We start from the raw sequence: 24,083 nt of genomic DNA on the forward strand, positions 1-24,083 counted from the left end.
TCAGCACAGTAAATCGATGAAGGGAAGGATTACCTATGAAAAATGTTGAGAAGTACGCCAGAGGATATTTTATGCCGCCGGAGACAAGCTTGAAATGGACCCAGAAGGAGTATATGACAGAGGCGCCGACATGGTGCAGCGTGGACCTTCGTGACGGAAACCAGGCCCTGATCGTCCCGATGAATCTGGAGGAGAAGCTGGAATACTTCCGAATGCTTGTGGATATCGGCTTCAAGGAGATCGAGGTCGGTTTTCCCGCAGCATCGGAGACGGAGTTTGTCTTTTTGCGCACTTTGATCGAGCAGGAATTGATCCCGGACGATGTAACGATCCAGGTGCTGACTCAATCGAGAGAGCATATTATCCGCAAAACCTTCGAATCGCTGAAGGGCGCGAAAAAGGCTGTAGTGCATTTGTACAACTCAACATCCGTAGCGCAGCGGGAACAGGTATTCCGTAAATCCAAGCAGGAAATTATCGATATCGCTGTGGCGGGAGCCAGGCTGCTCCAGCAGTGCGCGGAGGAAACGGAGGGGAATTTTCAATTCCAGTATTCGCCGGAAAGCTTCACCGGGACGGAAATTGAGTTTGCGCTGGAAATCTGCAACAGCGTGCTGAGCGTATGGCGGCCGACGGCGGACAATCCGGTCATCATCAATCTTCCTGCAACGGTATCCATGTCGATGCCTCACATCTATGCCAGCCAGATCGAGTATATGAGCGAGCATCTGAATTTCCGGGAGCATGTTATTTTGTCGCTTCATCCTCATAATGACAGGGGAACAGGCGTGGCGGATGCGGAGCTGGGGGTGCTGGCCGGAGCCCAGCGCGTCGAAGGCACTTTGTTCGGTAACGGAGAAAGAACAGGGAACGTGGACATTGTGACTCTGGCTCTAAACCTGTACTCGCATGGGGTAGATCCGAAGCTGAATTTCGAGAACATTCCGGCGATCATCTCTGTTTATGAGCGATTGACCAAGATGAGAGTAAGCGAACGGCATCCTTACGGAGGCGAGCTGGTATTCACCGCTTTCTCCGGTTCGCATCAGGACGCGATTGCCAAAGGCATGAAATGGCGTGAGGAAAAGGAGCCCGGGACTTGGTCGGTGCCATATCTGTTGATTGATCCAAAGGACATTGGCAGAGAATATGAAGGCGATATTATCCGCATTAACAGCCAGTCCGGCAAAGGCGGGATCGGATACGTGCTGCAGCTGAAATACGGACTCGATCTGCCGGCGAAAATGCGCGAAAACTTCGGCTACTTCGTCAAAAACGTATCCGATCATCGGCAAAAGGAATTAATGCCGGACGAAATCTATGATATTTTTCAGAAGGAATATGTGAATATAAAGACGCCTGTTGAGTTCGTCAAATACCGCTCTGCAGATCAGGAGAATTTTCAAACCACCGTCACGATACGGACCGGCAATGAAGTCAAGGAAATCGAAGGCGCCGGGAACGGAAGACTCGATGCGATCAGCAATGCGCTGCAAACCAGTCTTGGCATAAGCTACACCGATTTGATCTATAAAGAGCATGCCCTGGAAACGGGCTCTAAATCACAAGCGGTGTCTTATATCGGGATTACGGCTTCGGACGGGCGCTTATATTGGGGTTGCGGCATTGACGTTGATATTATGACCTCATCTGTAAAAGCCTTGTTTAGCGCAGTGAATCAGTTTATCCGTCTTAAAAATTCAGCTTCATAAATCTGTTGGATTCTTTGCAGCACCTTCTGCGCCTGGTCGCTAAATTTTAATTTTGAAACCTGACCTTTCACCAAATATACGCCGGTCTTGTTCCGGTGAGCTCCTAGAGCCCCTTCATACAGCTTGTCGGCACCGTGAGCAGGCGGAGGGAAAAATAACCGCATCAGCGCTTTAACAACAAGGGGGATTCCGGACGGTTTCCCCTTTCTTAGCGTGTTGTTGCCCCCTGGGTCAACACTGCGGATCATCAACTCCTTCTTGGCAAGCTGAGGTGCGATGGCCTGAGTCCACAGTGAAAGAGCTAACTTTGAGGTGGCGTAAGGGCCGATCAGTTTACGGAACGTTTTGGGACGCTCCAGAATTTCCATTGAAAACATCTTGGTGAAATGAAATGCTGCAGACGAGGTGTTAATCACTGTTTTTAAATCCCCTTGTTCCAGCAGCCCCTTCAGTTCCATCAGAATAATGTACGGAACAACCGTCAGCAACTCATAGTGCATCTCCCGCCCCTGCTTCGAATAGCTCAGTTGAGAAAAGGAGCCGCCGGCATTATTAAATAAAATATCGATTCGCTGCTCCTTGCTTTTTATCTCTTCCAAGGTACGTCTCAAGCTGACATAATCCGAAAGATCCTCCGTTTTATAAACGCGAAGTGATCCGCTATGGACCGCATTTTGGAGGTTCTGATCGTCCTCTGGAAAGTTGGAACGGTTCAGAGCAACCACCTGCCAGTTCTCGGACAATAGTCTTCGAGTTAATTCCAGACCGATCCCGGCACTTGCGCCGGTAATCAATGCAACGTGTTCACTTGGGCTCTTCTTCATCATGCATCTTCTCCTTATAGCAGCATATTTGCTCTAGTCATGCACACTCTACAACTTGAAGTCGGCTCCAAGTCAAGGGGCCAAAATCACGTTTTCTCCGAGAAGAAGAGACTTGACTTGGAGTAAGCTCCAAGATGTATAATGCACAGAAAACAATTACCGGGAGAGAATGGAATGAAAGATGAACAGACCTTTACGATAAAACAGACCGCCGAGCAAACGGGGATGACCGAGGATACGATCCGTTATTATGAAAAGATCGCATTGCTCCCTCGTGCGGAGCGGAAGGACAACGGGCACCGTATCTATCGTCAGGAGGACATCGAGACCATCCAACTGTTAGGCTGCCTCAAAAAGACGGGAATGCCGTTAGAAGAAATGCGCCCCTTTTTGTCGGTATCTAAAGATAGCGATCCCGCCGATTATCCTGAGTTAGTCGAGCTTTTAAGAAGCCATAGGGAAAATATTGCCGCACAAATCAGCTCTCTGCAGCAGGTCGTAGACTTTATCGATATGAAGCTGAAGGAGGGGAAATACCGGCGGGACTGCTCGGTTGAAGGTCTTGACGGTCATAGCGAGAGAGAAGCAAAGCCCAAGACCTCCTCGCCTGCGGAGATGAGTTATTTTCCTATGTCGGGCAAAGCAGGGAAGTAACGCAGCTTAAGACTATTGACGGTTATTTCGGCCATGAAGGGAATGTGGACAAGCTTATGAAGCAAGTGCTGATCGCTGACGACAATGTGAATATCAGGGAGCTCCTTCGTTATGCGCTGACTAAGGAGGGCTATCAGGTGCATGAAGCACAGGATGGGCAAGAAGCGGTTAAGTTGATGGGGCAGGCTCCGATAGATCTTGCGATTATAGATATTTTGATGCCTGGGATGGACGGTTTTGATTTATGCGAATATATCAGGAACGATTACAATATTCCGATTATTATGCTTACTGCGCTGGATCAACTGGCAGATAAGAAAAGGGGTTATTTGCGCGGGACGGATGACTACGTGACCAAGCCGTTCGAGCCGGAGGAGCTGGTGTTCAGGGTCAAGGCGTTATTCCGCCGTTACAACCGAACCTCGGATAATATCATTAAATTGAATCGCATTACGATTGACCGGAATAATTTCGAGGTTTCCGACGGGCAATCTGTATTCATCATGCCCATGAAGGAATTCGAATTGCTATCCCAGCTTGCCCAATATCCAGGGCGTCTGTTCTCGAGGGACGAACTGATTCGTCTAGTATGGGGAGAGGATTATGAGGGCGATGACCATACCGTGGTCGTTCATATCAAGCGGCTGCGGGAGCGTTTTGCGGATTATACAAGCGACTTTACGATTCAGACGGTCCGGGGAATCGGTTATAAGATCGAGGTGAAGACGCCATGAGATCGTTGTACTCCCGGGTCTTTCTCATTACGGTTGCCGTTATTCTAGCCAGCAGCTTGCTCGGATTTATCATTTCGAATGTGTACTATCATATCCAGCTTAAGTCCTTCAATGATCAGAAGCTGGTCACTATTGCGGAGCAAATTAAAGAATATGCAGAGGATGATCCTGAGCGGATGGAGGACTATCTTCATAATGCTGCCGCGCTTGGGTATGAAATCTATCTGACGAATGCCCAAGGTGAGGACCACTTTTTCGGCAGGGAATTTCGAAAGCAGGATTTGAGTAGACAGGCTATTGATCAAGTGCTGAACGGAGAGGTCTACCATGGTGTAGCCCAATTTCCCAACAAGCTATTTATTACGGGCTTTTTCGATAACCGTTTAAGCAACACGGTTGGAGTTACCGTTCATCTGGATCAGCAAATATATGCTCTGTTCATGCGCCCGGACGTGATCCTGCAGTTCGGTGAATTGCGCATTTTCTTCGCTCTAATCGGCTTGCTTACGGTGGTTATCAGTATCGCTCTATTCATTTTCAGTACCAGATACCTGGTTAAACCGATCACTCAATTGACGGAAGCGACCAAGCAAATAGCCGCAGGCAACTACAATCTTCGCTTGCCGGGCACAAGACGTGATGAAGTCGGGCAATTAGCCGGACATTTCATGACGATGAGCCGGGAGCTGGAGCGGGTGGATTTGTCGCGCCAGCAGTTTGTATCTAATGTATCCCATGAAATTCAATCCCCGCTCACTTCGATTCAAGGCTTTGCCAAGGTGCTCGCCGACGACAGTCTTTCCCCGTCAGACCGGCAGCATTATTCGACGATTATTGAAGAAGAAAGCCAGCAACTCTCTTTGCTTAGTAGACAGCTGCTCCTGCTCTCCTCCCTGGAATCCGGTCAGGAGGCTATTACCCGGACAACCTTCTCTCTGCTTGGCCAAATTCGGCAGGCAGCTAAATTGCTGCAATGGCAGTTGGAGGAAAAGGAACTGTCGCTCAAATTATCTGTGCCCGACACGATCCAGCTTCACGGCGATGAAGTGCTGCTCATGCAGGTATGGATGAATTTACTTGGCAACGCGGTAAATCATATTCCGAACGGAAGATCGATTGAGATCCGGGCCGAGCAGACTGCTGCTCATCATTTGATCTACATCCGTGATACCGGAGATGGGATTGAAGACGAGCACCTGCCTTTTATATTCGATCGTTTCTATCGGGCGGATCGTGCACGGAAGCATACTGGCCGGACTGGGCTAGGTCTTTCCATCGTGAAAAAAATCATCCAGATCCATGACGGTCAAATCGAGGTGACCAGTTCATCGGAGGGGACCCTCTTTACGGTGTCTTTACCGCGGCTGTAACCTGTTGTTTATTTGCTGTTTATTTTCGCTTCCTATAATTTGCTCATAACAAAGGAGGGAAGCCTATGTTTTTAGCGCTTAGAGAGATGAGATTTGCCAAGGCAAGATATATCCTGATTGCTACAATAATGGTGCTTGTTGCGTTTCTCGTATTATTCGTCACAGGCCTTGCTCAAGGGCTTGCTTATGATAATGCTGCTTCTGTAAAAAATATGGCGGCTACTCATTTTGTAATGGAAGATAACTCGAATCACCGGTTTACCCGGTCACAGATCGACGAGGAGCAGCTTGATGCGGCAGCGGCTGTTGTAGGCGATCAGAATGTGGAGCCGCTCGGAGTAAGCATGACGACTGTCATTCCTGAGGGAGAGACGGTGAAGCTGGATATTACGCTGCTTGCTGTTCGGCCGGAAGGCTGGCTGATGCCTGAGCTGACATCCGGTACCAAGCTCTCTGATTCATCGAATCGTTATGTTCTTGTCGATCAATCGATGACTGAGGATGGGATAGATATCGGTACGGTGCTTGTAGATCAGGCTTCAGGAGCGGAGTGGACGGTCAATGGATTTGTAGCCAATGAATCCTTTAGCCATACCCCTGCGGTATTTCTCAGTGAGCAAGACTGGATTGATCTTCAAATGCAGTCCCCAGGCCATCCAGGTGCTGACGAGGCTGCAAGTAACACCCGGTACAATGCGATTGCCGTAAAGGACTCGGCGGATCAGTTGACCCATTTGCAGGAGGCCTTGCCGGGAACGGAGATAATCACCAAGTCGGAGGCTATCTCAGCCATTCCGGGTTACAAGGAAGAACAGGGTTCACTGCTGATGATGATTGGATTCCTGTTTGCCATTTCTGCATTTGTCCTGGCCGTCTTTTTCTACGTTATTACCATCCAGAAGACAAGCCAGTTTGGTATTTTGAAGGCTATTGGCACTCGAACCTCCTATCTGGCAAAAAGCGTAGCGCTTCAGGTTCTGGTTCTGTCGGTCGGCAGTCTGGCTCTAAGTATTCTGATCGTTCAACTATTCAAGGCAGTCTTGCCTGAATCCATGCCATTTCAATTGGGCTGGCTAACCACGGTGATTACCGGTGTCTCCTTTATCGTCATGTCACTTGGCGGCTCCTTATTTTCCGTATGGAAGGTAACTAAAATAGATGCGCTGGATGCGATTGGGAGGACTGCAGCATGAGACATCTGCTTGAATTGCAACAAATTACGCAAACCTTTGAAGATGGAGGGACCGAACGAAAGATATTGGACAACCTGAATCTGGAGGTATCCGAAGGAGAAATAATCGCTGTGATGGGCCCGTCCGGATCAGGAAAGAGTACCTTTCTGTCCATCGCAGGCGCATTGTTGGTACCGACGGGCGGCGATGTTCGGCTTGAGGGCACATCTATTCTTAATAAAAGCAAACAGGAGTTGTCAGAGCTGCGTTTGCGGAAAATCGGATTTATTTTTCAAAGTGCAAATCTGATCCCGTATTTGAAAGTGCAAGAGCAGTTGCAGCTTGTTGCCAACCTGGCAGGTCAGGTGAAGGCTCAATCCGCAAAGCGTTCAGCTGAATTGCTCCGCAGGATGGACCTGTCCCATCGGCTGCAGGCGTATCCGGATAAGCTTTCGGGCGGGGAACGGCAACGGGTCGCTATCGCGAGGGCGCTGATGAATGATCCGGCTGTTCTGTTTGCGGATGAGCCAACCGCCAGTCTGGATGCGGCCCGCGGCCTGGATGTTGTCAACCTGATTGCGCAGCAAGTAAGGGGACAAGCGAAAAGCGCAGTGATTGTAACGCATGATGAGCGAGTGCTGCCGCTGTGTGATCGGGTATTGTTTTTGGAAGAGGGCAAGCTGGTTGCGGGGAAATAATTGCACATAACAACAAGAACGGCCAAGGAAAACTCTTTGGCCGTTCTGTTGATTGATTTCTTCATGAAGCTCACTGCTTAACAGAATGAATAATTTCGTACTGACCGGTCTTGAGTACCATGTTCACTGTTCGGTCTTCTTCCTTGTAAGATAGACTGCCTGCCTCAAGCGATATTCCGTTTACCGTGATGTCCTTGATATCCGCATCCGGGAGTACGAGCTCGGCCTCGGCATGGAAAGGGATGCGGAACCGGTAATGGAGGCCGTCCTCTTCATAGCTCCAAGCGCTCTCGTAAAGTCCCGAAGCTGTCTTCAGGGACGCCTTAACATGCTTCAACAGGGGATTGGGCTGAGGGGCCAGCCGGATTTTCCTGAAGCCGGGGGCTTCCTCCAGCGGCTGGATTCCGCACATGTTGCGGTACATCCATTCCACGATGGAACCATACGTATAATGGTTCAACGAGTTCATGCCGAGCTCGCCGAATTTCCCGTCGGGAAGCAGCGAATTCCACCGCTCCCAAATCGTCGTCGCTCCCATCTTGACCTCATAGAGCCAGCTCGGGTATTCCTCGTTAAGCAATAATCTGTATGCCAGATCGTTGTGCCCGTTTTCGGATAAAACCCTGCAGAAATAAGGCGTCCCTACAAAGCCCGTCTGTAAATAGAACTTGTTCTTCTCCAGATTTCGGCGCAAGTCTTCGATGATTCGCGGCCGGAACGATTCCGGAACCAGATCCATGAAAAGTGCGAGAATGTAAGAGGTTTGAGTATCCGCTGCCAGTCGTCCGCTCGGGGTGACGAATTCTTGACAGAAGGCTGCCTTGACCTCAGCCGACAGCTTGAAATAATCCGCTGCCATGCTGTCCTTGCCTAATGCCTTGGCGGCTTTGGCGACAAGCTCCGAGGAGTAGGCATAATAAGCGGTGGCGATCAGATCGGTTGGGGTTCCTCCAAGCGGGTTGAATTCGCCGTCCCCGTCCAAGGCAAGCCAATCCCCGTAGTGAACGCCGGTATTCCACAGCCTGCTTCCGTCATCCTGCTGTCTTATCCAGTCAACGTAGTCCTTCATGCTGCTTAGCTGTTGCTCCAATATGGCCTTGTCTCCATAGTGAAGATACAGGTTCCAGGGAATAACGGTCGCGGCTTCGGACCATGCGCTGGAACCGGTGTGCGAGTCCTGTTCGTTCAAGCCGAAGCTGGGAACGGTCAGCGGAACAATCCCGCCCAATGTCGCCTGCTCCTGGGCCAGGTCATACAGATACTTATGAAAGAAGGCATCGCAATCCATATTGAAGCAGGCGGTGCCGGAGAACATTTGGGCATCTCCCGTCCAGCCCATCCGCTCATCCCGCTGCGGACAATCGGTGGGCACATCCAGGAAATTCCCCTTTTGCCCCCAAAGGGCGTTCAGAATGAGCCGGTTCACCATGGGATTAGAGGTTTCAAGAGTTCCCGTTGCTTCCAGATCGGAATAGACGACACATCCGGTAAAATCCTCCGCCCTCACTTCCCCAGGCCATCCCTCTACCTTCACATACCGGAAGCCGTAGAAGGTGAAGAGAGGCTGGACCTCATCGGGCTGTCCATTCGAGATATAGGTGAACTCCGCTTTGGCGGACCGGAGATTGTCCCTGTAAAAACAGCCCTCCTGCATTTCCTCGCCATATTGAAGCTGTATGATACTTCCTTTGGGAGCCTTATTCTTAAAGCGGACCCAGCCTACCATATTTTGACCCAGATCAAGAACCGTTTCGCCCTTTGGCGTATGAATTACCTTTACGGGCTGCAGTTCTTCCTTGATCCTTACCGGCAGGCTTCTGCGGGCCTCCAGCAGATTGAAATCGATGTCCAGGCAGCGGACTCCATCCCAACCGGCGTCATGGAAGGAGGGAGAGGACCATTCCTCGGTATACTTCCTCGCGTCTTGAACCTCCCCGTCATAAATGCTGCTGTCCAATATATGCGACGGCGCGCATCTCCAGCCCTTATCCGAACAGATCGTGTCCTCGCTGCCATCCGTATAGGTGATGACGAGCTCGCACAACAGGGCAAAATGTTTCCCGTAATAGCCGTGCGTTATGCCGCTAAGTCCAAACCTGCCTTTGTACCAGCCGTTGCCCAGCATGGCGCCGATGACATTTTCCCCTTGGCGGATGTGGCCGGTAACATCAAAGGTCTGGTATTGAATCCAGTTGTTATAGCTGTTGCAGTAAGGCGTGAAATATTCGTCCCCGACCCGCTGTCCGTTAAGCTCCGCCTCATACAGCCCCAACCCGCAAATATACAGCCTTGCCCGAGCGATGTCCTTATGAATGCTGAAGCCCCTTCTCAGGAGCGGGTGAACGGATTGCTCCTCCCAATCGGGCGTAATCCATCTCCCCGTCCAAGGCTCATCCAGTTTGGCGGTTTCAAACCAGGCCACAGGGCTGGCCGCTTCGCCGCGGTCCGTCCAGACATGAACCCTCCAGTAATAGCGGGTGCGGGGCGCAAGACCCAGCTCCGGCACATAGCTGATGCTGTCGATATCCTCTCTTTTTCCACTGTCATGCAAAATATTCAAGAACGCCTCATCCAGGGCCACCTCAACCCGGCAAGCTTGCTGCAACGTCGCACCTTCGGCTCCAGGCTCAACAATCCAGCTCAGCCGGGGCTTGCTTAATGCGTAACCCAGCGGATTCTCGATTCTGTTGCATTTCAAATCCTGAATAATCAATTCATTCCCTCCTCTTCAAGCTAACAGGAATTTGTACACTCCAATTGTATGCTTCGGTTTACATGAATTCATGGGGTTGTATTATAATTGTAGGGGGTGAATTTTATGAATTATGCTTCGTTTTACCGGGATACCGGAGAACAATTTTTCCGGCACGGGCATTCCATCTTTCTGAATTATATTTCCGAGAGCCCTAAGCCGCACCTGCATGTGCATGACTTTATCGAGATTTCTTATGTCGCTTCCGGAACGGGGGTTCATATTCTGGGGGATAAAACCTATGAGGTTGGCAAAGGCGATTTGTTCCTGATCAACTACGATGTGCCTCACGAATTCAGGTCGTTCGATTCGCCCTCCGCAGCCCCTCTGGAGGTATACAATTGTGTATTCAAGCCTGATTTTATAGATGTGAATCTGGTTGATTACATGGACTTCAGCGACGTAATTCACTATTTATCCTTTCGATCCATCTTCACTATAGAAGCAGACCATGTCGACGATGTGAAAATACTGGGCGGCGGAAATTCGGCGATTGAAGCGGTCTACCGGAAAATGCTGGAGGAGTTTACCAGGCAAGAAGAGGGATATGTTGAGCTTCTAAGAGCTTATCTTATCGAGCTTCTTATTCACATCTTTCGCGCGCTTAAAAAATCGGGCAAGGCCGGAGGCGCTGCAATGACGCATCATGCCAAGCTAATCGAACAATCCAAGCAATATCTCAGGGCGAACTATGCCCTCGGGGCCAAGCTGAACGAGCTGGCTTCCCAATCGTTCCTGAGTCCGACCTACTTCTGCAAGCTTTTTAAGGATTATACCGGTACGACCATTTCGGAATACGTTCAGGGCCTTCGAATCGAAGAGGCCTGCCAGCTGCTTCAGCATACAGATGAGAAAATCATTGCGATCGCACAAAAAGTGGGCTATAAGGACATCAAGCATTTTAACGAGGTGTTCAAAAAGCTGACAGGCATGACGCCGAGCAGCTATAGAAAAATGATTTGAATCTATATTTTTCTTGCAATAAAAGCGCTTTCGAGTAAAATACAAAGTAAGTCCTTCCTTTTTGCTATTTGCGCAAACGTTTTCTCAACAAGAAGGGTTGTTATAAATTACAACTGGTATTCTACATACGAGATAAATATGACCTAAGGTTGGAGAAAGCTGAATTTTCGGCATATTATGACATGCGGCTGTTACGTGACAAAATTCCCTTCATGGATTTTTTACGGCAGACGTCATTTTTGTCGAGTTTGCGCAATCGTTTGCATAAAAGTGAAGGCATTATTGGATGTTTAGTACGGTTTCTTGCAGCTCTGTATGCCGGAAGGAGGGGAGATCGCCAGAAGCGGAAGGGTGCATGAATTGTTGGTGAGGGTCAGAACTTTGAGACTTTGAAACGAAGGGAGAAACAACGGTGAGCAGACGTTCTCTATCTAAGCGCACATTCATCATGACTCTGGTGTGTGCAATGTTGATCAGTTTATTTTCGCAAGCGTTTACATTTTCTCCGGCAAGTGCAGCCAGCGGCGATCCGGAACCGGTGATTGCTGTCTTGGTTGGTGATTTGCAAAGTGAATTGAACGGCACCGATTGGTCGCCTGGAGATCACACGACCAGGATGATTTACGATGGCAACGGGTTTTATCATTTTACCGGGACTCTGCCGGCAGGTAATTACGAGTACAAGGTAGCTTTGAATAATTCCTGGGATGTAAGCTACGGGGCGAACAAGGGCGGAGATAATATCAAGCTGTCCTTGGCTGCTGAGCAGGAAGTGACCTTCTACTACAACCATAATACACATGCCATTGCGGATACGACGCACTATACGCCGTTGAGTAAGGACCAGCTTCCGCGTCTGGTAGGCTCCATTCAGTCTAAAATCGGAGACCCCGCTGATTGGGATCCCGCCGGAGCCAAGGCCCTCTTGCGAGATGCTGAATTCGATAACAAGGTCTATACCGTTACCTTGAATGTGCCGAAGGGCAGCTATGAATACAAGATAGCGCTTGGGCCTTCCTGGGATGTCAATTACGGTGCAGACGGCGTCAAGGATGGCAGCAATATCAGCTTGAATGTGCTTGAGGATACCAAGATCACATTTACTTATGTAAATGACGCAACGCACGCGATCTACACGGACTACAGTCCGGGCGGTTCAGATGGCGCGGTTAACGCAGCCAAGCTTTATCACTACACTTGGAATAAGCTATATCGCGCTCCATTCGGGGCTATCTCAGCCGGGGAAGAGGTCACACTTCGTTTGCAGTCGAAGTCCGGCGATTTGACTCGGGCGAGAGTGCTTTTGAAGAATTACACGAGCGGTTCAAGCAAGCTATACAATATGAGCAGCGCAGGCACGGCAATAATCAATAATGAGGAAGTTGAAATTTGGGAGGCATCCATTACTCCCGCGGTTGCAGGGGTTTATGGCTATAAATTCCTTGCCGGTGATGGGGACGCTCAAATCGAATACGGCGAAGATGCCGCTGAGGGCGGAGCCGGGAGCGCGGCTGCAAGCAATGCGGGATATTTCCAGTTGACAGTATATGATCCGGCCTTCAAAACGCCGGACTGGATGAAGGAAGCTGTTGTGTATCAAATTTTCCCTGACCGCTTCTTTAACGGAAATCCGGCTAATGATCATGTCAAGGATGAACATGGCTCAAGGGGGCCTATGCCGATTGAGCATATGGACTGGAGCGAGCTGCCGGATAATCCGGATATGAAGAACGAACCGGGCTATCAGGGAGACGGAGAATACAATAACGACTTTTTCGGAGGAGATATTGCGGGCATCCACGCCAAGCTGGATTATCTCGAATCTCTCGGCGTCAATACATTGTACCTTAACCCTATAGCCGAGGCTTCCTCCAATCATAAGTATGATGCAGCAGATTGGAAGTCACTGGATCCGATGTTCGGGACCGCTGAGGAATTCGAGGCGTTTACTACCGAGCTGCAAAAGCGCGGCATGTACTTGATTATGGACGGTGTATTTAACCATACCGGTGATGATTCCATCTATTTTGACCGTTACGGCAAATATCCGACCATTGGGGCATACGAATATTGGTCGCTTATTTATGACCTGATGAATGATCAGGGGATGACCGAGACTGAAGCGAAGGAACAAGCGGCCAAGACCCTTACGGAGGAAGGCCAGACCTTTAGTCCGTATGGCTTTGAGAATTGGTTTAATATCAAGAACAACAAGGTGGACGCAGGAACGGCTAATGAACGGTACGAATACCAATCCTGGTGGGGATTTGACAGCTTGCCTGAGATCAAATCGGTGCCGGGGACTGCGGTTGACTATGATAGTGAATTGAATAATGAGCAATTTGCGGATTACATTTTCCGGGATGATGACTCTGCGGCAAAAATCTGGCTTACACTCGGCGCTTCCGGCTGGAGGCTTGATGTAGCTAACGAGGTGGATCCTGCATTCTGGCAGGAATTCCGAACAGAAATCAAGGATAAGAAGCTGAACGATGGCAAGGACCCATTGATCCTCGGAGAAATCTGGGACGATGCCTCCAAATATTTTCTCGGTGATCAATACGATTCGGTTATGAACTACCGCTTCCGCGGAGCCCTTATTAATTTCCTGAAGAACGGAAATGCCGAATCGGCGGATAGTACGCTGATGGCTGTAAAAGAGGATTATCCGAAGGAAGCATTTTATGCCTTGATGAACCTGATGGGCTCACACGATACCGCAAGAGCTGTATTCGTTCTCGGCGGCGGTACCGACAGCTTTGAACGGGCGGAATTTGATAAAAATTATAATTACGAGCTCGGCAAGAGCCGCTTGAAACTGGCTTCCATCTTCCAGATGGGGTACCCGGGTGCGCCGACAACTTATTATGGGGACGAGGCCGGTGTAACGGGCTCGAGCGATCCGGACAGCCGCCGCGTATATCCTTGGGGACATGAGGATACGGATCTGATCGAGCATTACCAGAAGATCGGCAAAATCCGTACAGACCATAAGCAATTATTCGCTTACGGGGAGCTGGAAACCCTGTATGCAAGCGGAGATGTCTATGTATACGGACGCAAGCTGGATAATCAATACGCGATCGTAGCGATTAACCGCGGTAATGCTGATAAGACAGTAGAGCTTAATCTGCAGGGACAGTTGAAAAACGGAATTCATCTGACCGACCAGCTGAATACCAACTACAAGGTGACAACGGCCAATGGCGCTCTTACCTTGACCGTTCCTGCGATGGATGGTCGCATGCTGACTGCGGATGCCGGACAATCGCTTGCTTTGCCGGCACCTGTAAGCAATCTGACTGGAGCAGAGGGCGTTAGCTCGGTAACTCTTCAGTGGAGTCCAAGCGGAGATGCCCAGGAATATCATGTGTATGCTTCCACCATTCGCGGCAGCTTGTATGAACGGATCCTTTCGGAAGAGACCATTACAGGTACCAGCACTTCTGTAAGCGGTCTCACCAATGGGAAGAAGTATTACTTCATGGTTACAGCTGTGGATGGAAACGGGAATGAATCTCCGGTGACGGAGAGCAGCGCACTGGTTCCGCACTATTCCTGGAATTCCGGAGACTATTACATTAGTCCTGCGACAGTAACCAGCTCCGTATATGTGGACCTGGAATATGACCAAAGCGTCACTGCCGAGGTGTGGATTAAGGATGCCACAGATCAATTCTTGGCAGAAGGCCTTCAGGCAAAACTGCAAATCATGGTGCCCGGCGGAATGGATTGGGAGTCGCTTCCGGCCAGTTATGCAGGCCAGGGTGGAGGATATGGCACAAATAATGTATTCAAAGGGACCTTCACCGCTTATGAAGCAGGTGAATACCAGTATCGGATGGCTTTTTCAACGGATGCTGGACACACTTGGATGGATACAGATATCGGAACAGTGACGATCGCCCAAGATCCGTCCGACAAGATACCGCCAGTTGAAGACATTACGCTGGATCAGCCTTTGCAGGAATCAGGACAGGTCAATCTTTCTTGGTCTGTTACCGAGGTTGTGTATCCTCAGCCGAAATCAATGCGCCAGCTGTCTCCTGCATTTGATGCAATCACCGAGAATGCAGAGGGCACCGATCTGATGAATGCAATTCACGAGGCTGCGCCAACTGCAGCAGCAGAGCCGACAGCTTTTGGCGGCGAACAGGGAGCAGATGAAGCCGCATATGACTCGGTGTTCTTATACCGGATTTTCCGTGACAGCCAGCCCATCGCAGTGGTGAAGGGCGCTGATCTTCACACTTATCGGGATTATGATGTGGAGAACGGAACCACCTACACTTATTTCGTTCGAGCGTACGATAGAAAAGGCAATTCTATAGATTCGAATGTTGTGGCGGTAACTCCTGATCTTGTGATGGTAGAAGTGACCTTTAAAGTCCATGCGCCGGATTATACGCCATTGAGCACACCGATCACGATTCCGGGCTCGCAGAACAACTGGGATGTGAATGCATGGGAAATGAGCCGTAACGGGGCCACTTCGACGGATTGGGAATACACCACCTTCATTCAGGACGGAACTTCGATTACCTACAAGTATGCGAAGAACAAAACCTGGAACGAGGAAGGTCTGGCAGATCACACGCCGAATGATTCTACGATCGATAATGATGTCAGTTACTACGGCTACGGAGCTGAAGGCACCGATCTTAATGTCTTGATCACTAACCAGGGCGGAAACAAAATGGTGATTGAGGACTCCATTCTCCGCTGGATCGATCAGCCGGTTGTGGTTACTTCGCCAATGGATGGCGCAACCCTGACCACAGATACAGTGATCATTAGAGGAAATGCTATCAAAGGCGGCGATCTGAAGATCAACGGGCAAGCGGTGAGCATTGCCGATGACATGAGCTTCTCGAAGGAAATCAGCTTTAAGAAGGGTGTCAATACGATTACTGTCTCGGTTGCTCCGGACAGAGCAATCCAGGATACCATCTTTACCGGGAACAGTGAAGCAATCGGCAAAGCAACCTCCACACTTACCTTAACGGTAACGACTACGGGCGGAACGGTTGATGGAGGGGGAGGAAATCAAGGCAACAATGGCAACACCGGCAGCGGCAGCACGGGAAATGCGGGAAGCTCCGGCAATACCAATCATTCGAATGGCCGCATCCCAATTAGCGAGCGCACTCAAAAGGCGAATGACGGTACGGGGAAAGTTGTGATTAGTATGGAAAATGGAGTCCGCGAGGTCGCTCTTCCTGCTAATGCAGCTGATTTGCTGCAAGGGCAAAGTCTTGAATTTGTAAATGGAGAAGTCAAGGTACAGATTCCGGCGGACGTATTGGAACAGTTAAAGCAGCAGCTTCCAGCGGACCAATGGAGTACGGCTGAAATCATTTTCAGTATCGACAGACACTCTGCCGAGAATGCAGCCTCGTTGCTCAAGGCAGCGGAAGCCAGGCTCCAAGCGGTTCGCCTGACAGCAGCAGGCGATGTTCTAGAATTCAACCTGCAGATTGTGCCTAAGAATGGATCCGCGGTAGCCTTGTCCTCCTTTAATAAACCGGTAACTTTAAGCTTAGCCGTAAACAGTACTTCCAAGCCTGAATTGCTGGGGGTATACCATGTGGAAGACAGTGGCCAACTGCAATATGCAGGGGGAAGCAAGCAAGACGGCAGTATGACGGCTGAGGTTTATCACTTCGGTAAATACGCCGTGCTTGAATATGACAAAACCTATCATGATGTGCCTGCTTCCTTCTGGGCTACGGATGTGATTAAGCAAATGGCGGCAAAGCACATTATCGAAGGCGTGAGCGCAGTTTCATTCGCGCCGCAGAAAGACGTAAGCCGTGCGGAATTCGCGGCGATGATCGCCCGGGCGTTGGAACTGAATACGGAGGCTGCTTCTTCGAGCTTTGCCGATGTAGACAGCTCCAAATGGTATGCAGGCTCTGTAGCTGCCGTAGCGCAGGCGGGAATTGTATCGGGGCGCAATGCCTCTGCGTTCGATCCGAATGCGGCAATCAGCCGTGAGGAAATAGCAGCAATTATTGTCCGCGCCTACCAATACGTGAATGGCAAATCGGCAGAGCAAGCCCCAAATGCAGAATTTGGTGACAGTGCAAAGATTTCAGACTGGGCGAAGACATATGTGAATCAAGCGGTGGAGCTTGGGCTAATGCAGGGCCGGGGCAATCTGTTGTTTGCGCCTCAGGACCAAGCAACCCGAGCAGAAAGTGCCAAGCTTCTGGCTGTGCTGATTCAAGTAAAGAAACCTTAAGCTTCCTGCTCGCTATGGAGCAAATTCCGATATACGTTGAACTATTGAATTTTACGTTTTGAGGGCAACGTGTGAAGTGTGCTTACGATCGCTGTTGTTCGCGGATTTCTCTAATTGAACGAAGATATTATAAGGTTGAAATCCACTCATAAAGGCGAACGCTTACGCTTTATCTTTCGAAGTAGCTTTCTTACAGAAAGCTTTTAACAGTTCACACTTATACCCTTTCTACGTAGTTTATACATTTCAACTAATATAGGAATATATAATACGCCCCTTGAGAAAGCATGGAACAAGGGTGTCCCAAAAGTCCCTGAACACAAAAAAGCCGGAAGGAAAAGGTGATATTTCCCATCCGGCTTTTTGTGTTTGTAGGAAGTGGCCGCGGCTCGGCGCGAATGCTTTTTGTATGAATTTTCGTATATAACTGCTCTTTAATGCCATCGACTGGAAGAGTTTGAACGATATTTCATACAAATTGCCCTCGTTCCCTCGCTTCACGGGCGCTTTTATACGATATTTCGTTCAAAATCCTGGATTCAGGCGGTGCGGGAGGGATGTTGTGCGACTTTTCGTACAAAACTCCGCAATGGAACCGTCCACCGAGCGGGGCTGGCTGATATTTCGGACAAAAGGGAATGCAGTTGACCTTGTTGCAGCAGGGACAGCATATGATCGCCCATTTGGGCAAGCATACGCAGCTGAGTCGGATTGTTCGACTGATGCACGCTTCCAAGCGCAACCTGGTGAAAGGACAGAGGATGGGCGAAGGAGATAATTACCGCCATTCGCCGTTTTATATCGACCGGGTTTAGAGCTGCGGCTTTTATTTTTACCAAAATTTCGCCCTGGCCTGGCTTAGGCTTCTCAAGCTCTCCGACCTTCATTTCATCGGCTAGCCCTTTACCTTCCAATAGTAGCGCCTTCATCTAAAACCACTCCTTTTGCTTCCTGATAGAACAGCTCCAGAATCAAATGTTCGTTGTAATTGCCGAATCCTTTACCAAATAAGGTGAGTCCGCCCCTGTGCACCGCATCCTTGTCGACGGCAAAGCGGAATGTCCATTGCTTCCTTCGGATGTCGACCTGATCAAGAGTGATGTCCGACAGCTTGATCCCGTCCATAAAGGTTCCTTCGTGATTGATTCGTAGCTGCTTCAATAACCCGTACTGGTTAATGGCGCTAGGCCACCATTCCGGCGTATACTTCCCGCGCTGCTCGCCGTAATCGCCGGGACTGGTCCATATGCCGAGGGGAACCCCGTTGAAGGCGAAGGAAATATCCGACGGATAATTTTCGCTAATGCCAGGAGCTTCAGATCCAATCTCGAATGTGAATACAAGCTCGTTGGGAGCCTGACTGGATAGCAGATAATTGGGAGCTTTATATTCGATAAAGCCGTGTCCAAACCAAAGAATCGCCGCATTAATCCGCTCAGGCTCCCAGAAATAGCGGGGATCATCAAATCCGCCGATATACTTCTCGGTCGTAGCCAGTCCGCAAGTAGGCTCGATGTAAAAATCGGAATAATGGCCTACGGGAATCTCTACCCGGTGACAATGGCGCTCGGGCGCGTCTTCTGTCCCGGGAAACTGGATATGAGCTTCGGTAACGGCAAGAGAGCACACTTTTTGCAGACCGCTTTTCCCGGGGAGCATCTGGGTTGTAATTAGCCCGGCTTCGTCCAGCTTACGGACATGCATGGTCATAATCGCGCTCGATAAGCCGATGGAAGCAGCCAGCTCCTTCACGTTCATGGAACCTTCGGCCAGAAGGCGCAGCACTTGAAGCCGGACAGAGCTTGCCAGCGCCTCATATACAGGTAGGGATTGTTCGCTTAAATCAAGATTCATCTTTTTTCGTCCTTTTCGCATGATTAATAAATATATTATCTATAGTTTGCGATTTTGACAAGAATAATCATTATATAAAAGATTGAATTGACTTAAAGGAGACAGAGTAACTATAATGTTATTGAAGCATCATTATAATTAATATTATTATTAATTAAGGAGTGATTCGGGATGAGTTTGCAAGGGATACTGAACACCGATCTTGGAAAAGGAACCATTCATCGTCATATTTATGGGCACTTTTCCGAGCATTTGGGGAGATGCATTTATGAGGGCATCTGGGTTGGCGAGGATTCGCCTATTCCTAATACAAAGGGGATCCGCAACGATGTTGTGAAAGCGCTCAAGCAGATCCGGATTCCTGTGCTGCGCTGGCCGGGAGGCTGCTTTGCGGACGAGTATCACTGGAAGGATGGCATCGGTCCGAAAGCAGAGCGGAAACGCATGGTGAACACGCACTGGGGCGGGGTGGTTGAGAATAATCATTTTGGTACGCATGAGTTCATGGAGCTGTGCAAGCAATTAGGCTGCGAGCCTTATATTAACGGAAATGTGGGCAGTGGAACCGTTCAGGAAATGTCCGAGTGGGTTGAATACTTGACCTTTGATGGCGTATCCCCCATGGCAGAGCTTCGAGCAGCCAATGGTCAGGAGGCTCCTTGGAAGGTAACCTATTTTGGCGTGGGAAATGAGAATTGGGGCTGCGGGGGAAACATGCGCCCGGAATATTATGCCGACCTCTATCGCCGCTACCAGACCTATGTGCGCAATTACGGAGACAACAAGATTCACCGCATCGCCTGCGGCCCGAATGTGGATGATTACCATTGGATGGAGGTCGTCATGCGTGAAGCAGGAAGATTCATGGATTCCATCACGCTTCATTATTACACCCTTCCGAATGACAGCTGGGCAGATAAGGGCGAAGCAACGGGCTTTGATGAAAAAGCATGGCATACGACGCTGAAGAAAACGCTGCGGATGGATGAGCTGATTACCCGTCATTCGGCGATTATGGATCAATATGACCCTGAGGGACGTGTAGGCCTGATCGTGGACGAATGGGGAACCTGGTACAATGTAGAGCCTGGAACCAATCCCGGATTTCTGTATCAGCAAAATAGTATTCGCGATGCTCTGGTCGCCGGGCTGAACTTCAATATCTTCCATAAGCACAATCGGCGTGTGCGCATGGCGAATATTGCCCAGACCATCAATGTTCTGCAAGCCGTTATCCTGACGGAAGGGGAAAAAATGATTCTTACCCCGACGTATCATGTATTTGATATGTATAAGGTCCACCAGGATGCCGAGCTGCTGGAGCTTGCTCTAGATGCGGGCAGCTATAAGCTGGACGACAGCGAAATTCCGGCTGTAACGGGAACTGCTTCGCGAGATGCAGAGGGCTTCATTCATATTAGCCTGTGCAACTTGCAGCATCATGCCGAAGCGGATGTGACGATCGATCTGCGCGGATTGGCGGCGGAGCAGTGGCAAGTAGAAGGAGTTACACTGGCCGGGGACAGAGTGGATGACCATAATACCTTTGATCAACCGAACAATGTGGTCCCGAAGGCATTTGAGGCTTGTAATCTGGAAGGCGGCAAGCTTCATGCTGCACTGCCTGCGATGTCGGTTACAACGCTCAAGCTGGCGCCGAAGGCGTAGAACGTTGTCATGGCGGACAATACATGCAAAGCCTGCCGGGATGATTACAAAGTAACAGAGGCACAGATGCAGCGCATCTTGCAGACCTCGGCCTTTGCTCCGGAGCGAAGAGTCGACGCGCAGCAGTATCAGGAAAGGCTGCAGCTGTGCAGCACTTGTCCCAAGCTGTCGGACGGCGTAACCTGTACGGCTTGCGGCTGCATCATCCCGGTGGTCGCCTGGTTGAAGGAGCGGGCTTGCCCATTGCCTGGAGGAGGACGCTGGGGCAAGCTGATAGGTCAAGCACCCGGCGGCTCTGTGGCAACGGTTGCAGAATGAGCGGCTGAGTCCGATTTAACCAAGGAGGCGCCCCGCAGCTGCTTTTTCTCCAATTGCCTGAGCAAGAATGTGCACAAATCCGAACTCATAAGATGGTAAACTTATATAAACGGATTGTCGCGATAATGCTGCTCGGCATCAATCTCCCGGCGGTCGGGATGGTTGAGCTTGCGATAGCCCTGCGGGGAGAGGCCGGTCCAGCGTTTAAACTGCTTGCTGAAATGAGAGCTGTCCCGGTAGCCGAGGCGAAGGGCGATTACCTCCACGGACAGGCTGTAATTCAGCAGCAGCAGCTTGGCCTGGCGGATAATCAGCCCCGACAGATACTGGCGCGGCGATTTGCCGTAGACCTGCCGGAACACGCGGTTACAGTGGGCAGGGCTGTACCCCAGCTTCGCGGCAATGTCCTCAATGCCGGGCCTCCCTTCACCGCCCGCTGCTGAAGCGCAGACAAGCTCCTCAAGGTGCTTTTCAATGGCATTGGCGAGCAGAATCGCGTTCTCGGGCGGGCTTGGCTCGTATGCCGGCGGGTTATCGGGCAGCTCCGATAATGCCCAGCTACTAAGAGCAGTGAGCAGCCGAAGCGAGGCACGAAGCGCATTTAGGCGCTGGCGATGCGTATTCGGTTCGCCGGAGATCGTAGAATGGATGAAATCGTTCAGCGCATGCCGAACATCCGCTATTTCTGCGGTATCTCCCGTAAGAATGGTCGAATCGGCCATCATGAGGGAGCGTCTTAGGGATGAATCATCGATATCAAAATTAAGGGCGTAATACGTCATTCCCTCCGGCCCGCCGGAGCCTTGGCTGGAATGCTCCACGCCGGGACGGATAAACAGGATGTCCCCGGTTTGCTGCAGGAAGGAGCGGCCGGCAACCGTCATATGCTGCTCGAATTCCAGCACGATGTTGAGCTCAAACGTGCGGTGCTGATGCACAGGATAACGCCAGGCGGCGTTGACCTTGCGCCAGTGGGTGGCATTAATGCGGAAGGCGGCCTGAATATCCGGAGACATGATGCAATCCATGGTGTTAGGTGTGCCGGTATAATCCATCACGATCGGAACCTCATCTACTTTAAAATGGTAGCTTTATTATATCATACAGCACTAGGGCAATCTGGACGGTAGGCGTCCGTTTTGCCCATTTTGTCGTACGGTTTGACCCTGTTCCACCTCGAATGAAAGCCTTACCATAGATTTTAACCCTATGTAAACCGGATACTTTGCACGGCGGCGCATGGTTCAGCAAGCCGTCTTCTCGCGGCTGGAGGAGGAAGCGGAGGAGAAGCAGGCATAAAGCTTGCCGTTACAAGTTCATTGGCCTTCGGCAGGGAGCACTTCCCTGCAGCGAAGGCTCTTTTCTATTTTAGTGGGGAGGGAGAATATGAATCTGAATCATCCATGGAAAAAAAATGTACTCAAAAGGCTGATCCTCTCGTTTATTTGCATTTTGCTTCCGCTTTATCTCCTTAGCATGATCATTTATAACTGGGGAGTCCGCACGTTGAAGGATGAAATCTCCAAATCGATGATCTCACAGGTATCTCAGTACTACAGCGGCCTGGAGGAGGAATTCAAACGAATTCAAACGCTGCAGTATGATGTCTTGAGCGATGATAATCTGAACGCGCTGGGCTCTATCCCCGAATCGATGAATGATATTGAGAAAATGCAGAGCATCCTACGTCTGCAGCAACGGCTGAATGCGATACGCAACAGCAGCTCCTATATCGTCGATGTATACGCCCATATTCCGGCGATCCAAAAAAATGTATCCGCTTTATCGATCTCCTCGTTCGATCCGCAGGAATTTTCCGAATTCAAGAATATTCCGCTATCCTTGGATTCGAAGCTGATCAATATGAACGGCAAAACCTATTTAAGCGCCTCCTATCCTTTTGTAACGCCGGAGAGCAAGAAGTGGCCGCTCTTTATCGTGGTTATCGAAATATCCAAAGACAAGCTCAAGGAAAATTTGAAGAAGATGGTCAACTCCCCGGGGGAGGGATTGGTATTTAAAAGCTCGCAGTTTGAGATCACGACGAGCCATGACACCCACTTCGACCTAGCAGCCGCTTCGCAAATGTTAAGCGACGTCGACCCCAATACGGCCCAGACCGTGACCATTACGGACAAGCAGTATTTGGCCATGTACAGCTACTCGCAATTCTTCGGGGCGGTGCTCAGCAAATACGTTCCGGTTCAGGCCGTGTTCCAGCCGCTCGAGAAATACCGAAGCTGGTTCGTGCTGCTGCTGCTCGTATCCTTTGCCATCATCGTCGTGTATTCCCTTTATGTCTATAAGTATATTCACAAGCCGCTGTATAAGCTGGTCAAGGCCTTCCGCAAGGTCGAGCACGGCGATTTCAATGAGCAGATCGACCATGATTTCAATGATGAGTTCCAGTATATCTATACACGGTTTAACGCCATGCTGGAAAATCTGAAGTCCTTGATCGATCAGGTGTACAAGCAGCAGCTATTAACGCATAAGGCCGAGCTGAAGCAGCTGCAGTCCCAGATCAACCCGCATTTTCTCTACAACAGCTTCTTCATTCTCAATACGATGACGCGTTTGGGGGACTACGATAATCTTGAGCGATTCACGAATCAGCTCGGGGAGTATTTCCAATTCATTACGCGGGGCGATTCCGATGAGGTGCTGCTGGGGAGAGAGGTAAACCATGCAAAGGTGTATTCCGAAATCCAGGCGATGCGGTTTGCGAAGCGAAACCGGATTGAGTTCGGCGATTTGCCGGAGTCTGTGGGCCATATCATGGTGCCAAGACTGATTCTCCAGCCGATTATTGAGAACGCCTTCAAGTACGGACTGGAGAAGAAAAGTGCGAACGGCATATTAAGAGTGCACTTTGCAAGGGATGGCAGTGAGCTGTTGCTGATTGTGGAGGATAATGGCGAGGAGCTGATGGACGAGCAGATCCGTGCTCTGAACGAGAGCCTGTCGCGTCCGGATGAGACGGAGACGACAGGGCTGCTCAATATACACCAGAGAATCCGCCTGAAGTTTGGACAGAACAGTGGATTATATATGGAGCGAAGCGAGTTGGGCGGATTAAAGGCGACGATTCGGATCGTGATTTCGGATGGAGGGATGTAA

General features: G+C 50.1%; 16 protein-coding genes. 11 read left to right on the plus strand and 5 right to left on the minus strand.

The features are described 5' to 3' along the window. The first annotated feature begins 35 nt into the window (after positions 1-35). Positions 36-1,712 (plus strand): 2-isopropylmalate synthase, encoded by a 1,677-nt coding sequence (gene leuA, locus KI362_RS00525; protein ID WP_301624075.1) that lies wholly within the window; start codon positions 36-38, stop codon positions 1,710-1,712. Here the strand turns inward: leuA and KI362_RS00530 are convergent. Further along, positions 1,679-2,536, minus strand: a complete 858-nt coding sequence (locus tag KI362_RS00530) for an SDR family NAD(P)-dependent oxidoreductase (protein ID WP_301624627.1) — start codon at positions 2,534-2,536, stop codon at positions 1,679-1,681. The two genes, leuA and KI362_RS00530, sit on opposite strands and share 34 nt — an antisense overlap. A 174-nt stretch (positions 2,537-2,710) precedes the next feature. Here KI362_RS00530 and KI362_RS00535 point away from each other — a divergent pair, with 174 nt between their 5' ends. The 5 genes from KI362_RS00535 to KI362_RS00555 all read left to right on the plus strand — a co-directional run bounded on the left by KI362_RS00535 (position 2,711) and on the right by KI362_RS00555 (position 7,164). Further along, positions 2,711-3,190: a MerR family transcriptional regulator gene (locus KI362_RS00535; protein ID WP_301624077.1), complete on the plus strand. Its 480-nt coding sequence runs from the start codon at positions 2,711-2,713 to the stop codon at positions 3,188-3,190. 56 nt (positions 3,191-3,246) lie between these two features. Then, on the plus strand, positions 3,247-3,924 hold the full coding sequence (locus KI362_RS00540) for a response regulator transcription factor (RefSeq protein WP_212938212.1): 678 nt from the start codon (positions 3,247-3,249) through the stop codon (positions 3,922-3,924). Then, on the plus strand, positions 3,921-5,294 hold the full coding sequence (locus tag KI362_RS00545) for a sensor histidine kinase (protein ID WP_301624080.1): 1,374 nt from the start codon (positions 3,921-3,923) through the stop codon (positions 5,292-5,294). The genes KI362_RS00540 and KI362_RS00545 overlap by 4 nt, the downstream gene beginning before the upstream one ends. Before the next feature lie 65 nt (positions 5,295-5,359). Then, a complete protein-coding gene (locus KI362_RS00550) occupies positions 5,360-6,487 on the plus strand; it encodes an ABC transporter permease (RefSeq protein ID WP_301624082.1) in 1,128 nt (375 codons plus the stop codon). Beyond that, positions 6,484-7,164, plus strand: a complete 681-nt coding sequence (locus KI362_RS00555) for an ABC transporter ATP-binding protein (protein ID WP_212938215.1) — start codon at positions 6,484-6,486, stop codon at positions 7,162-7,164. The genes KI362_RS00550 and KI362_RS00555 overlap by 4 nt, the downstream gene beginning before the upstream one ends. A 70-nt stretch (positions 7,165-7,234) precedes the next feature. On the opposite strand, the gene KI362_RS00560 is transcribed toward KI362_RS00555, so the two are convergent. After that, the gene (locus tag KI362_RS00560) at positions 7,235-9,877 is read right to left on the minus strand and encodes an alpha-L-rhamnosidase (protein WP_301624085.1); all 2,643 of its coding nucleotides are present in this window, start codon (positions 9,875-9,877) and stop codon (positions 7,235-7,237) included. Between the two features lie 105 nt (positions 9,878-9,982). On the opposite strand from KI362_RS00560, the gene KI362_RS00565 reads away from it, so the two are divergent. Further along, positions 9,983-10,879 (plus strand): AraC family transcriptional regulator, encoded by an 897-nt coding sequence (locus KI362_RS00565; RefSeq protein ID WP_301624086.1) that lies wholly within the window; start codon positions 9,983-9,985, stop codon positions 10,877-10,879. A gap of 412 nt (positions 10,880-11,291) precedes the next feature. Further along, positions 11,292-17,123, plus strand: a complete 5,832-nt coding sequence (locus KI362_RS00570) for a pullulanase X25 domain-containing protein (protein ID WP_301624088.1) — start codon at positions 11,292-11,294, stop codon at positions 17,121-17,123. Between the two features lie 539 nt (positions 17,124-17,662). Here KI362_RS00570 and KI362_RS00575 read toward each other — a convergent pair. Both KI362_RS00575 and KI362_RS00580 read right to left on the minus strand, forming a co-directional pair. After that, on the minus strand, positions 17,663-18,052 hold the full coding sequence (locus KI362_RS00575; RefSeq protein ID WP_301624090.1) for a hypothetical protein: 390 nt from the start codon (positions 18,050-18,052) through the stop codon (positions 17,663-17,665). After that, positions 18,027-18,977 (minus strand): ArsR/SmtB family transcription factor, encoded by a 951-nt coding sequence (locus tag KI362_RS00580; protein WP_301624091.1) that lies wholly within the window; start codon positions 18,975-18,977, stop codon positions 18,027-18,029. Before KI362_RS00580 ends, KI362_RS00575 begins: the two co-directional genes overlap by 26 nt. 171 nt (positions 18,978-19,148) lie before the next feature. Between KI362_RS00580 and KI362_RS00585 the strand changes: the two genes are divergently transcribed. Next, on the plus strand, positions 19,149-20,645 hold the full coding sequence (locus KI362_RS00585) for an alpha-N-arabinofuranosidase (protein ID WP_301624093.1): 1,497 nt from the start codon (positions 19,149-19,151) through the stop codon (positions 20,643-20,645). Between the two features lie 9 nt (positions 20,646-20,654). After that, entirely contained in the window at positions 20,655-20,963 is a 309-nt protein-coding gene (locus KI362_RS00590; RefSeq protein ID WP_301624094.1) for a DUF6171 family protein, read from the plus strand. Positions 20,964-21,064: 101 nt separating this feature from the next. Here KI362_RS00590 and KI362_RS00595 read toward each other — a convergent pair whose 3' ends face one another. Continuing rightward, the gene (locus KI362_RS00595) at positions 21,065-22,018 is read right to left on the minus strand and encodes a helix-turn-helix domain-containing protein (RefSeq protein WP_306432803.1); all 954 of its coding nucleotides are present in this window, start codon (positions 22,016-22,018) and stop codon (positions 21,065-21,067) included. Between the two features lie 331 nt (positions 22,019-22,349). On the opposite strand from KI362_RS00595, the gene KI362_RS00600 reads away from it, so the two are divergent. Continuing rightward, the gene (locus tag KI362_RS00600) at positions 22,350-24,083 is read left to right on the plus strand and encodes a sensor histidine kinase (RefSeq protein WP_301624096.1); all 1,734 of its coding nucleotides are present in this window, start codon (positions 22,350-22,352) and stop codon (positions 24,081-24,083) included.

The sequence above is a fragment of the Paenibacillus apis genome (assembly GCF_018333295.1).
In the GTDB taxonomy this organism is placed as follows: domain Bacteria; phylum Bacillota; class Bacilli; order Paenibacillales; family Paenibacillaceae; genus Fontibacillus; species Fontibacillus antibioticophila.